Source organism: Pseudomonas sp. H3_C08 (assembly GCF_054669455.1).
The window spans coordinates 3985002-3998531 of record NZ_CP162803.1 but is presented as its reverse complement, the minus strand read 5'-3'; the positions used below and the strand labels follow the sequence as shown (position 1 = coordinate 3998531).

Sequence of the window (13530 nt, the reverse complement as noted above, 5' to 3'; positions counted from 1 at the left end):
AGAGCGTCCCTTGAGGCATTCCCACGCAGAGCGTGGGAACGATCGCAGGCAAAAAAAGGCCCCGGAGTTCAAACGCCGGGGCCTTTTGCATTTCAGCGATCGATTACGCTGCTTTCGCCTCAGGCTGGCTCAGCGAGCGGTTCAGCGCGCTGAACAGGGCCTTGAAGCTGGCCGTGGTGATGTTTTCATCGATGCCCACGCCGTGCACTGCACGTTCGCCGTTCACACGCAGTTCGATGTACGCCGCTGCTTTGGCGTTGGTGCCCGCGCCGATCGCGTGTTCGTTGTAGTCCATGATCTCCACCGGAATCGGCAGACCGGCGACCAGTGCTTCCAAGGCACCGTTGCCCCTGCCGCGCCAGTGCAGGTTGGTTTCGCCCTGACCTTTGCTTGCCACTTCCACTTCGACGGCGCTGTTGCCGTTTTCTTCCTGCAGGCGATGGCTGACCAGCGCGTACGGGGTGTTGGCTTGCAGGTATTCGCTGATCAACAGCGAATGGATCTGCTTGGCGGTCATCTCCAGGCCCAGACGATCGGTTTCACGCTGCACGACCTGGCTGAACTCGATCTGCATGCGACGTGGCAGGCTGATGCCGTATTCCTGCTCCAGCAAGTAAGCGATGCCGCCCTTGCCCGACTGGCTGTTGACGCGAATCACCGCCTCGTAGCTGCGGCCGATGTCGGCCGGGTCGATCGGCAAGTACGGCACTTCCCACAGTGCATCCGGTTTCTGCTGGGAGAAACCTTTGCGGATCGCATCCTGGTGCGAACCGGAGAACGCGGTGTGCACCAGGTCGCCAACGTACGGGTGACGTGGGTGAACCTGAATCTGGTTGCACTCTTCGACCACTTTGCGCACGCCGTCGATGTCGGAGAAGTCCAGCTGCGGGTCAAGACCCTGGGTGTACATGTTCAGGGCGACGGTGACGAGGTCAACGTTACCGGTACGCTCGCCGTTGCCGAACAGGCAGCCTTCGACGCGATCGGCGCCGGCCATCAGGCCCAGCTCGGTAGCGGCGACGCCGGTGCCACGGTCGTTGTGGGTGTGCAGGCTGATGATCACGCTGTCACGACGGTTGATGTTGCGGCCGAACCACTCGATCTGGTCGGCGTAGACGTTCGGGGTCGCGCACTCAACGGTAGCGGGCAGGTTGAGGATCATCTTGTGCTCAGGCGTCGGGTTCCACACCTCGATCACCGCGTCACAGACTTCCTTGGCGAATTCCAACTCGGTAGCGCTGAAGGTTTCCGGCGAGTATTCGAAAGTCCATTCGGTGTCCGGCTGCATCGCCGCGTATTTGACGAACAGCTTGGCGGCGTTGACTGCAATGGCCTTGATACCGTCCTTGTCCTGGTTGAAGACAATGCGACGGAAAGACGGCGAGGTAGCGTTGTACAAGTGAACGATGGCTTTCTTCGCACCACGGAGGGATTCGAAGGTGCGCTCGATCAAGTCTTCACGGCCCTGGGTCAGCACCTGAATGGTGGTGTCGTCCGGGATGTGGCCTTCTTCGATGAGGGTACGCACGAAGTCGAAGTCAGTTTGCGAAGCGGCCGGGAACGACGCTTCGATTTCCTTTACACCGACCTGCACCAGGGTTTTCCAGAAGCGCAGCTTTTTCACCGCGTCCATCGGTTCGATCAGCGACTGGTTGCCGTCACGCAGGTCGGAACTGCACCAGATCGGCGCGGTGTCGATGGTTTTCGACGGCCAGGTGCGATCCGGCAAGTTGATGACGGGAAACGCGCGGTATTTCGAAGACGGATCTTTGAGCATGCTCATCGGGAAATTCCTTATTGTCTGGGCCGAAAAGAGGCGGCCTGCCGTTGTTACGAATGTTCTTGGAAAAGCGTGGGACGAGGTGCCGCGATTCAGCCTGGCAGTCGTGCGCTGACGAGGCACAGGCTGCGGTGCTGGCGAAGCTGAATGAGGGTGTGAGAGGTTTTCATGCCTTCAACCCTAACCGCGAGGGGAGAGGATGGCAAGCAGTCGGAAAAAATTGAGAGGAATACTCGGAAAGCGGGTTTTTGCAGGATTTTATTGCGCTGGAGGTCGCTGATCGTTGTGATATTTGCGCGAGGTTTGATTGGGGCGCAATCGGGGGTGATGGGGTGTCAGGGGTGTTTGAGTACAGCATAAGCCGCCATCGCGAGCAGGCTCACTCCTACAGTTGATCGTGTTCACAACACCAGTCCAATGTAGGAGTGAGCCTGCTCGCGATGAGGCCTTAAGCTTCGCTCTATCGTTTAAGGCTGAAATGCGCCAATGAAAATCGCCGGATCCACCCGCGCATCATTCAGGCTGACATTCCAGTGCATGTGCGGGCCGGTCGCGCGGCCGGTCATGCCAACCTTGCCGACCACAGCGCCCCGCGCCAGTTGATCGCCGACTTTCACATCAATCTTCGACATATGGCAGAACATGCTGATAAAGCCCTGCCCATGGTCGACAAACACAGTGTTGCCATTAAAGAAGTAGTTGCCGATCAGAATCACCTTGCCCGCCGCTGGGGTCTTGATCGGCGTGCCCGCTGGCACCGCGAAGTCGAGGCCTGCATGTGGATTGCGCTCTTCACCATTAAAGAAGCGACGCACGCCAAACTTGCTCGACAACGGACCGTTCACCGGTTTGTCCAACAACAGATTGCTCGGCGTGTTCGGGCTGAAGCTGCGATATGCCTTGATCTGTTCGGCCAGTTCGCCCTCGATGCGTTTGAGGTTCGACTGATCCGGGTTGACTTGCTGTTTGTTCTTCAGAGTGATGCGTTGTTCCGGGTATTTCTTGGTGCCCACGGTGAATGGCAAGTTACGTCCGCCGCTGCTGATCTGCTGCGCACCTGGTTTAACGGTAAGTGGCACGCCGACGATCGCCAGCCAGGTGTTCTGTTCTTTTACCACCAGCACCGGTTTGCCCTGATATGTGGCTTTCGGTGCCTGCGCGGCGGTGCCCAGATCAACCACCGCCACACCGCCCGGCACCGGTTTGTTCAGTAGCCGGGTGATGTAACTGTCGGCGTGGGCATTGAAGGTCAGGCAGAGCAAAAACAGTGGAGCCAGAAAACGCGGCATGGATCAGTCCAGTAAAGAGAGGGTGACAGGCGTCAGGTGATTGTCCTCGACGCGCACTTGCAGTTCGCCTTCGCCCAGCTTGGCTTTGAGGCGCTGGCCAGTGTGGGTCTGCGCGGCGTTGCGGATCGCGTGGCCGCGCTCATCCAGCAGAATGCTGTAACCGCGACCGAGCGTCGCCAATGGGCTGACCACGTGCAGCGTCTGCATCTGGCTGTGCAGTTGCAGGCGACGGTTCTTCAGACCTTCGCGCATGGCGCGAGGCAAGCGTTCGGCGAGGCTGTCGAGTCGCTGGCGCAACATCGCCAATTGCCGCCCCGGATGCTGACCGGCGAGGCGGGTTTCTAGGCGGATCAGGCGCTCGCGACGGGTATTGAGATGACGCTCGAACGCTCGGCGCATGCGCATGTCCAGATCGTCCAGGCGCTGGGCCTGTTGGCGCAGACGTTCGCCGGGATGGCGCAAGCGACGGGCCATGCCTTCCAGGCGCAGACGATCACGCATCAAACGGTCGCGCATGCGCATCACCAAGCGCCGATGCAGGCTTTCGACCTGACGGATCAGATGGCTGGAATCAGGAGCGAGCAGTTCAGCTGCTGCGGACGGCGTGGGTGCGCGCACGTCAGCGACAAAATCACTGATCGACACATCGGTTTCGTGACCGACGGCGCTGACGATTGGCGTTACACACGCATCAACGGCGCGGGCTACAGCTTCTTCGTTGAAGCACCAGAGGTCTTCCAGCGAGCCGCCGCCACGGGCGAGGATCAGTGCGTCGAAACCACGGGTATCGGCCATTTTCAGCGCGCGGACGATTTGCGCGGTGGCTTCGCGGCCTTGTACGGCAGTCGGAATCAGCGTCAGTTGCACCTGCGGCGCACGGCGGCGGAATACGCTGATGATGTCGCGAATCACCGCGCCGGTTGGCGAGCTGATGATGCCAATGCGCTGCGGATGCGCGGGCAACGGCACTTTGCGTTCGGCACTGAACAGACCTTCGGCGCTGAGCTTTTCCTTCAGCGCATCGAAGGCCAGACGCAGTGCACCGTCACCGGCAGGTTCGACAGTGTCGAGAATCAACTGATAGTCGCCACGGCCTTCGAACAGCGAAACCTTGCCACGCACCTTCACCGCCAGGCCATCCTTCAGCGCCTGACGCACGCGCGCCGCGTTCTGCCGGAACAACGCGCATCGAACCTGAGCGCCGCTGTCCTTGAGGGTGAAATAGATGTGGCCTGACGCCGGGCGCGCGAGGTTGGAGATTTCGCCTTCGACCCAGATGTTGCTGAACACGTCTTCGAGCAACACCCGCGCGCGGCCGTTGAGCTGGCTGACGGTCAGGACCTCACGGTCCAGGCCAAGTCTTGCAAAGGGATCTTTAATCATGGGGCGCAGTTTAAAGGCATTTGCTGATCAATCTCCATGAATGACCATAAATCCCTGTGGGAGCGAGCCTGCTCGCGAAGGCGTCTTATCCTTCGACACCTTCAGTGGCTGACGGTCCGCTTTCGCGAGCAAGCTCGCTCCCACAGGGGGGATTGGTGAAAGTCTGGAGGAAGTGTTGGATCAGCGGCGTGGGGTTCTGTGGGTAGGCGAGCGCGACGGTGCTTTGGCAATCGGGATCGGTCAGCGGCAGAAATCGTACACCGCTCGGAGCGATGTCCTGCATCGATTCCGGCAGCAGGGCGATGCCGAACCCGGCCTGAATCAGCTGGAGCTGGGTGGTCTTGCGCGACATGACCCGCGCCGCTCGCGGAAAGAAGCCCTGACGCATGCACAATTCAGCACACAGATAACTCAGACCGCCGCGTTGCGGATGCGGGATCGAGATGAATGCCTCGTCCTTCAGTTGGGCCAGGTCGACACGCTCAGCCTCTGCCAATCGATGATTCATCGGAACTGCCAACAGCAGCCGTTCAGTAAACAGCGGCACAATCTGAACACCTTCGCGCTGGCGCAACACCGGCAGGCGCAGCAGGCCGACGTCGAGGCGTCCTTCGGCCAACTCTTCCAATTGCGCTTCCGAAGAGAGTTTGCCGATATCCAGTGACACGCCAGGCTGTTGCTGCAGATAAGCGCCGATGTCACTGAGCAAACGGCCGCTGATCGACACAGTGCTGGAATGGCTGAGGCGTAAGGTGCCGAGCTGACCGTTGCCGACTTCCGTGGCCATGGCGCTGGCCTTGCTCAGCTCGTTCAGCAGATTTCTTGCTCGCGGCAAAAAAGCTTCGCCTGCTGCAGTCAGGCGAGGCTGGCGCGCGGTGCGCTCGAAAAGCGGGGTTTGCAGGCGCGTTTCCATGTCCTTGATTTGCCGGCTCAGCGCCGATTGCGCAACGAACAAACGTTCAGCCGCAGCACTGAAACTGCCGCAGTCGGCAATTTCGACGAAGTAACGCAATTGACGAGTTGAAAGCACCAGTTATGCCTTTTTGAGATGGGTGATCGACTTTGAAGATATTAGTCGCAACCCTCGGCGCTGGCTAAAGTCATCTGAGGCTTATTAAGGAAGCGGAACGATGAGTGTGGCGGGGTTGTTGAGTGAATGGGCGTGGGGCGCTGGCGGCTGGGCTGTGATTGGGTTGGGCATCGCATTGGCTTACATCGTGTTCGGCATTGCCGGATTTGGCACTGCATTGGTGGCGGGGCCGATTCTGCTTCTGTTCATGCCGTTGTCAAAGATTGTGCCGCTGCTGGTGCTACTCGATTTCGTTGCAGCGTTCGGCAACCTGCTGCCGTCGCGGCGGGATGTGGCCAAGCCGGAGTTGTTGCGGCTACTGCCGTGCATGGCGCTGGGCTGCTCGCTGGGAGTGATTTTCCTGCTTAATCTGAAATCCGATCTGTTGCTGTTGTTGATGGGATTGTTTATCAGCGCTTACGCGATTTACAGCCTGTGGGTCAAAGCCCGGCCGACGCAATTGTCGGCGGCCTGGGCAGTGCCGATGGGGACAGTGGGCGGGTTGTTCGGCGCGCTGTTTGGCAGTGGCGGCTTTCTATACGCGATTTATCTCAACAGTCGGCTGCCGAAAGACGCCGCGCGGGCCACGCAAAGTGCGCTTATCAGTTGCAGCACGGTGGTGCGTTTGAGCCTGTTTGCCATCGCCGGTGTGTATGCCGAGCTACCCTTGTTGATGCTGGCGTTGTGTCTGTTGCCGGCCATGGCGCTGGGGCTGTGGATCGGGCGGCGCTTGACCATGAAGTTGTCGCGCGAGGCATTTGTACGGCTGGTGACGTGGCTGGTGCTGGCGAGCGGGCTGGCATTGATCGGGCGCTACCTCAGCACTTGACCGGATTTTGTCAGGGATTAAGCTGCCGGCCTTTAGGGCCTCTTCGCGAGCAGGTCGAATCGTCGCACCGTCGCTCCCACAGGGAACTGCATTCCATTGTGGGAGCGAGCTTGCTCGCGAAGGCGTCAGAAGTCACACCGCAGGATTTCCCATGAATTCGCAAAGCATCATCGTCCCGAAAATCTCCACCCTGCCGGTCCACGAACCCCGGGCCCGGGCGATCGTGCGCTGGCTGGTGCGCAAGAACATCATCAAAGAAGAGCTGACAACCTGTGGCCGCACCGGCAACCGCATGGCGTATGCGATTGCTGATGGCGCCCGTGCCGTGGTGCTTCACCCGCAAGCGTTGCCATTTGGTGAGCCGATCAACGGGCTGGAGATCGTCACCAAACGCTGCATCTACACACCGGCCAAGGGCTTTCTCGAAGAGGCCGGTTGCGCCGAGTGTCGTCGCGAGATCGGCGAAGCGCTGTTCGAAAGCCTCGAAGACTGGATGCCGGGGCGCACCGACAACTTCACCTGCCCGGAATGCGGTCACGAAGACGACATCAACGGCTTCCTGTACCTGCAGGAGTGCGGGTTTTCCAACCTCGGTTTCATCTTCAACAACTGGCTGGAGGCGGGCTTCAAGCAGAGCTTTATCGATGAGTTCGCCGATTGGCTCGATCAACCTGTCTCTTGGGTCAAGGTGGAGCTGTAACGGCGGGGATTCCCGTACATCAGCAACATTGATATTAAGCTGAGTTTTACATTGAACAGCAGGGGGTGGATGACTATAATGGCGCGCTTCCATTTTCCCGCTCGGGAGCCCCCGCGATGCTGCGTATCAGCCAAGAAGCTCTGACATTCGACGACATTCTCTTAGTGCCTGGTTATTCCGAGGTGCTTCCTAACGAAGTCAGTCTCAAGACCCGCCTTACCCGTGGCATCGAGCTGAACATTCCTCTGGTTTCTGCCGCAATGGACACCGTCACTGAAGCCCGTCTGGCAATCGCCATGGCTCAGGAAGGTGGCATCGGCATTATCCACAAGAACATGACCATCGAGCAGCAAGCTGCCGAAGTGCGTAAGGTCAAGAAGTTCGAAGCCGGCGTCGTCAAGGATCCGATCACCATCGAGGCTGATGCCACGGTACGTGACCTGTTCGAATTGACCCGCATGCACAACATTTCCGGCGTTCCGGTCCTGCACGATGGCGACCTGGTCGGCATCGTCACTTCCCGTGACGTGCGTTTCGAAACCCGTCTGGAAGCCACCGTACGTGAAGTGATGACGCCTAAAGAGCGTCTGGTCACCGTGCGTGAAGGCGCCGACAAGAACGAAGTCCGCGAGCTGCTGCACAAGCACCGTCTGGAAAAAGTTCTGATCGTCGATGACAAGTTTGCCCTCAAAGGCATGATGACCGTCAAAGACATCGAAAAAGCCAAAGCCTACCCGCTGGCCAGCAAGGACGATCAAGGTCGTCTGCGCGTGGGCGCTGCGGTCGGTACCGGTAAAGACACCGGTGACCGCGTCGCTGCTCTGGTCAATGCCGGTGTGGACGTGGTGGTAGTTGATACCGCCCACGGTCACTCCAAAGGCGTGATCGACCGCGTTCGCTGGGTCAAAGAGAATTTCCCTGAAGTGCAGGTGATCGGCGGCAACATCGCCACCGGCGCCGCAGCCAAGGCCCTGGCCGAAGCTGGCGCTGATGCGGTCAAGGTCGGTATCGGCCCTGGCTCGATCTGCACCACCCGTATCGTCGCCGGTGTCGGCGTCCCGCAAATCAGTGCCATCGCCAACGTCGCCGCTGCCCTTGAAGGCACTGGCGTACCGTTGATCGCCGACGGCGGCATCCGTTTTTCCGGTGACCTGTCCAAGGCCATCGTAGCCGGTGCTTCCTGCGTGATGATGGGCTCGATGTTCGCCGGTACTGAAGAAGCGCCGGGCGAAATCGAACTGTTCCAGGGCCGTTCGTACAAGGCGTATCGCGGCATGGGTTCGCTGGGCGCCATGTCCCAGGCTCAAGGTTCCTCCGACCGTTACTTCCAGGACTCCTCGGCAGGCGCCGAGAAACTCGTTCCGGAAGGCATCGAAGGCCGTGTGCCTTACAAAGGCACCCTGAGCGCGATCATTCACCAGTTGATGGGCGGTCTGCGTTCCTCGATGGGCTACACCGGTAGCGCCAACATCGAAGAAATGCGCACCAGGCCTGAATTCGTGCGGATCACCGGCGCCGGCATGGCCGAATCCCACGTTCACGACGTGCAGATCACCAAAGAAGCGCCAAACTACCGCGTAGGTTGAGCCTTCAAGCTACAAGCAAAGCAACCGGGGCTGTTTGATTCAGCCCCGAGTTGTTTCTGAATCACGACTGTTTCTGAACGACTTAGACGAGACTGAATCATGGCCCTCGATATTCACGCTCACCGCATCCTGATCCTCGACTTCGGCTCGCAATACACCCAACTGATCGCCCGCCGCGTGCGCGAAATCGGTGTGTACTGCGAACTGCACCCGTTCGACATGGACGAAGATGCGATCCGCGAATTCGCTCCTAAAGGCGTCATCCTCGCCGGCGGCCCCGAGTCCGTGCACGTCGCCGACAGCCCGCGTTGCCCACAGGCAGTGTTCGATCTGGGCGTACCGGTTTTCGGTATCTGCTACGGCATGCAGACCATGGCTGAGCAACTGGGCGGCAAGGTTGAAGGTTCCGAGCTGCGTGAGTTCGGTTACGCCCGCGTTGACGTGGTCGGCAAGAGCCGCCTGCTCGACGGCATTGAAGACCACATCGACGCTGACGGCCTGTTCGGCCTCGACGTATGGATGAGCCACGGTGACAAAGTCACCAAGATGCCGGAAGACTTCCACATTCTGGCCAGCACCCCGAGCTGCCCGATCGCCGGCATGTTCAACGACGACCGTGGCTACTACGGCGTGCAGTTCCACCCGGAAGTGACCCACACCAAACAGGGCGGTCGCATCCTGTCGCGCTTCGTCCTCGACATCTGCGGCTGTGAAGCCCTGTGGACGCCGTCGAAGATCGCTGAAGACGCCATTGCCAACATCCGCGCCCAAGTCGGCACCGACAACGTGCTGCTGGGCCTGTCCGGCGGCGTCGACTCTTCGGTAGTTGCCGCGCTGCTGCACAAAGCCATCGGCGACCAACTGACTTGCGTCTTCGTCGACAACGGCTTGCTGCGTCTGCACGAAGGCGAGCAAGTGATGGCCATGTTCGCCGAGAACATGGGCGTCAAGGTGATCCGCGCCAACGCTGAGGACCAGTTCCTCAACAACCTGGCCGGCGAAGCCGATCCGGAAAAGAAGCGCAAGATCATCGGTCGCACCTTCATCGACGTATTCGATGCCCAGTCGAACAAACTGGAAAACATCAAGTACCTCGCGCAGGGCACCATCTACCCGGACGTGATCGAATCGGCTGGCGCGAAAAGCGGCAAGGCCCATGTGATCAAGTCGCACCACAACGTGGGCGGCCTGCCGGAAGAGATGAACCTGAAACTGGTCGAGCCACTGCGCGAACTGTTCAAGGACGAAGTTCGTCGTCTGGGTCTGGAGCTGGGCCTGCCGTACGACATGGTCTACCGTCACCCGTTCCCGGGCCCGGGTCTGGGCGTGCGCATCCTCGGTGAAGTGAAGAAGGAATACGCCGACCTGCTGCGTCGCGCTGACCACATCTTCATTGAAGAACTGCGCAAAGCTGACTGGTACCACAAAGTCAGCCAGGCGTTCGTCGTGTTCCAGCCAGTGAAATCGGTTGGCGTGGTCGGCGATGGCCGTCGTTACGCCTGGGTCGTGGCCCTGCGTGCCGTAGAAACCATCGACTTCATGACCGCGCGTTGGGCTCACCTGCCTTACGAACTGCTGGAAACCGTTTCCGGCCGCATCATCAATGAAATCGAAGGCATCTCCCGCGTCACTTACGACGTGTCGAGCAAGCCGCCGGCGACGATTGAGTGGGAATGATCTCACTACCCGTTGATTAACGAAAAACCCTTGGCCTGAAGCCAAGGGTTTTTTGGTTTCATGCCTTGAAAACGGGTTAGTTGGGTAAGCGACTTTGCAGGGTCAAGCCGATCTCTATCAGACGCTGGGATAAAGCGCCGAGGTTACGGAACATGATGCCGCTGATCCGGGGCATCGACTGTGCCCAGATGTAAAACTGACCATTCCTGCAATTTACTATTGTTCGAACGATATTGCTGGAGCTGTCGCGACGCACGAGCATGTAGGTGTTTTGCATTTTTTTGAGTATGAACATGCCGTTGCGATTGAGGAGTGTGTTCTCTGTTGCCTCAGTCCATTGCGGCACAGGTGTTTCGATCTGCAAGCGCAGATCGGCGAATAGAATATCGGATGAGTTGCGCGTCGTTGCCCCGTTATCAAACGGGCCCCGAGTGACTTTCAGTCCCGGGTCGAGACTGACGCCGGGCACTTCGCTGGGCACCGCTTCTTCAATGCGTAAACCGATGCCGCCCCTGAGTTCGCTTATGCCTGGCAGATTTCTGAAAGCGTTGGTGTTCGTTGCCTCGACCAGGGCAACCCATTTTCCGGGTCTGTTGAGGAGCTCGTCACCCCACATGATTTGAGAGGCGAGCCGGGCGTGGATCATCTGCTCTTCGATCGAAGTCAGCGGTATTTTCAGCTTGTAACTGTGTGCGACTTCAAGACCATGGCTGCGGATGCCATTGGCCTGGGCAGCCTTGATCAGTTCGAGCATGTTGAATCGGTCATCAGGGTCGGTACTCAGGCTGGACAAGTAGCCGCGAAGATCCTCTGACATCTCTCCCGACAGGTAAAAGTCGTTGAGATCTGCCTGGGCAAAATCATTCAGCAAACCACGTACGTACAGTGTGTCGATATGCCGTGCGAACGCTGGCATGTTTTCGATCATGAACCGCATGCTGGCGATGCGATCAAGGGTTTCGCCGACGACCAGTCCATCGGTATTGGCAAAGATGCGATCAATCAACTCAGCCGTCTGCATCTCTGGATCGATTTTCGGGATGACTGGCCGTGCGGGCAGGTTGGTCCATTTCATCTCCGAGTAATACTCTTTGGCCTCGTTTAGCAGGGATGTGCGTCTGTCGCGGAAATAAGCCTCATACGTTTCGGCAGTTGATGGATGACCGCGGTTTGCACTGGAGAGCTCGGCGAAAGTCTCGGGCAGGTTCATTGCCCATCTTTTCATTTTCGCAATGTCCATTCCTACGATGTCGTTCAGGGGAGTAACCAGACGCAGTGGTCGCGCAACCGGTGAAACCGGTTCAACGAGGGGAAGCTCCGCTGACGGGGTTGATGAGGCTGGAGCCGAGGATGAGGACGAGGGCAGGTCAATGCCCAGTAAACAGGCCTTGCCCAGGCATTGGCCGCCTCCCCTGAGGCGCAACGCGGGTATGCGTTCCCACTTGCCGCTACTACTCAAGCGTACTGGCAACGAGTAAGCGAACTGATTGGGTCGCTCGGGATTGACGATGGCCCAGTGGCCAGTGTCTTCGGAGTCGGCAAAGTAGCGCACGTAGTAAGCCGCACCCTCCATTTCGATGGCATAGCCCGGCTCCTTGTCCAGGCGGTAAATGCCCTCATACTTGCCTGGTGCTGCCTCTGCAGAACGCTGGGCAAGTAGCTCGTTGCATCGATATTTGGCAGGAATCTTTGGAACAGACCAACCTTGGCGCGCAGCCGGTGTGGCCAACTGCCGGGTGGATGCGATGGTGGTCCCGGTGGCGATTTCGTTTGCCAGCTCGACGGTCGCCTGTGGATCAATCGTCGCGACTGGCGGTTGATCCACAGGCGGCAAGAAGGGTGCGTCAGGCGCAGTGAACTCGACCAACCCGAGCATTTCTTGCGCTTCGGCAAACTCCACCTGCGGGCCCACTTCAAGTTGCGCGCCCGTGCTGATCAGAAACGGAATGTTGAACACAATGTCGATCGCATTGAGCACTGCTCCGGTAACACCGGCTTTGCGTTCGGTTAGCGTAGTGCCGTTGATGGCCTGATCAATGTTCAATCCCATGTTCGCGATGCTGGCGCCAATCAAAGGCAACGCCAAAGGCCAGCCCACCGCTGCAATCGGGCCGAATACTTTCAGACCTGCACTCAAATAACCGATCCAGAGTTTTTTGCGCAATTGACTGTTGGAAGTGAGCACAAGGTGCGCCTCGGCAACCATGGCCGTACGTGTCGACTCGCTCAACCAAGTGAATGCGTCACCGCTGATCGCGACGTTGCTGCGATTGATCATTTGATGATCGCTGTGACCCCAAGTGCTCACCAGGCGGTTCATCAGATCGGTGAGGTTTTCGGTCAAGTGATTGCGGTCAGCCAGCGGGAAATGCTTGAGAAAAGCCGTGCGCTTGTCCTCTGAATTCATCTGCTCCAGCATCCACCAATGCAGATCCGCTTCATTCTCCATCAAGAGGAATGTCTGGGCTTCGCCTGGCAAGTAAAGGGTCTGGCGGCCACTGTCTTCCACCAGACGCAGTGCATTGGAGGCTACGTGGCCATCGAGATCCAGCGCCCGCACTTCAGCACCGACCGGGTGTAACGCTTGCAGCATTGGCAAGGTAACAGGCCAAGTAACGGGCCCGATTACCGAGTCGACGACGCGCTGAAAGTCAGTTCCGTCAAGGTCACCCTGTTGCAGCGCCTGCACCGCCAGGCTGAGAAAGTTGCACTTTGCCAGGGCTCGGAAGTTATCCGACGAGGTTTGCCAGAAAGTCGTCAGTTGGCCTATGTAGCGCGCGCTGAAGTCGACGTCCCAGAACGCCTTCAGCACATCACTGCCCAGCAACCGGACTTCATTGCTCTGATTGAAGTTTTCTGCCTCCGGGCCATCCGAGTAGAACCCGCAGTAAAGACCAAGCAGATCTGCGTTGTCTTGATCAGTCGCGCGAAAGCGATGGATCACCAACTGTGTGAGGGTGAGCGTTTCGTAAGGTTTTTCCAGCAAATGTTCCCAACCCGTGAAGGTCAGCGTGCTGCTCTGCGCCGTTTTGAAACGGTGGAAGTAAACACGGTCGGAATCGAGGCCGGACAGTCCGTTGTCCGCCAGTATTTCGTTGGCAACTTGATGGGCAGCGTCGAGCAGACTCGGGCAGGTCTGCACGATCGTCGCAGCAATGGCTTTGAGGGCGGTTTTGTCCTCAGCGTTTGGCAGGAGACGTCGTTCGGGGGAGGTCAT

General features: G+C 58.7%; 9 protein-coding genes. 4 read left to right on the top strand and 5 right to left on the bottom strand.

The annotated features are described in order from the left end of the window. Positions 1–103: 103 nt before the first annotated feature. The 4 genes from leuA to AB4N74_RS18140 form a co-directional block, all read right to left on the bottom strand. Positions 104–1783, bottom strand: a complete 1680-nt coding sequence (gene leuA / locus AB4N74_RS18155) for a 2-isopropylmalate synthase (RefSeq protein WP_460096835.1) — start codon at positions 1781–1783, stop codon at positions 104–106. 464 nt (positions 1784–2247) lie between these two features. Continuing rightward, positions 2248–3069, bottom strand: coding sequence for a peptidoglycan DD-metalloendopeptidase family protein (locus AB4N74_RS18150; RefSeq protein ID WP_460096832.1), 822 nt, complete (start codon positions 3067–3069; stop codon positions 2248–2250). A 3-nt stretch (positions 3070–3072) separates the two neighbouring features. Next, positions 3073–4452: an exodeoxyribonuclease VII large subunit gene (xseA, locus tag AB4N74_RS18145; RefSeq protein WP_099757096.1), complete on the bottom strand. Its 1380-nt coding sequence runs from the start codon at positions 4450–4452 to the stop codon at positions 3073–3075. A gap of 85 nt (positions 4453–4537) precedes the next feature. Beyond that, a complete protein-coding gene (locus AB4N74_RS18140) occupies positions 4538–5482 on the bottom strand; it encodes a LysR family transcriptional regulator (protein ID WP_460096831.1) in 945 nt (314 codons plus the stop codon). 100 nt (positions 5483–5582) lie between these two features. Here AB4N74_RS18140 and AB4N74_RS18135 point away from each other — a divergent pair, with 100 nt between their 5' ends. The 4 genes from AB4N74_RS18135 (at position 5583) to guaA (ending at position 10313) form a co-directional block, all read left to right on the top strand. Continuing rightward, positions 5583–6350, top strand: coding sequence for a sulfite exporter TauE/SafE family protein (locus AB4N74_RS18135; RefSeq protein WP_093430640.1), 768 nt, complete (start codon positions 5583–5585; stop codon positions 6348–6350). A 151-nt stretch (positions 6351–6501) separates the two neighbouring features. Beyond that, positions 6502–7050, top strand: coding sequence for a sugar ABC transporter ATPase (locus AB4N74_RS18130; RefSeq protein WP_095048343.1), 549 nt, complete (start codon positions 6502–6504; stop codon positions 7048–7050). Positions 7051–7166: 116 nt separating this feature from the next. Further along, a complete protein-coding gene (gene guaB, locus AB4N74_RS18125; RefSeq protein ID WP_460096829.1) occupies positions 7167–8636 on the top strand; it encodes an IMP dehydrogenase in 1470 nt (489 codons plus the stop codon). Between the two features lie 99 nt (positions 8637–8735). Then, the gene (gene guaA, locus AB4N74_RS18120) at positions 8736–10313 is read left to right on the top strand and encodes a glutamine-hydrolyzing GMP synthase (protein WP_038363003.1); all 1578 of its coding nucleotides are present in this window, start codon (positions 8736–8738) and stop codon (positions 10311–10313) included. 76 nt (positions 10314–10389) lie between these two features. Here guaA and AB4N74_RS18115 read toward each other — a convergent pair whose 3' ends face one another. Further along, entirely contained in the window at positions 10390–13530 is a 3141-nt protein-coding gene (locus AB4N74_RS18115; protein ID WP_460096828.1) for a membrane-targeted effector domain-containing toxin, read from the bottom strand.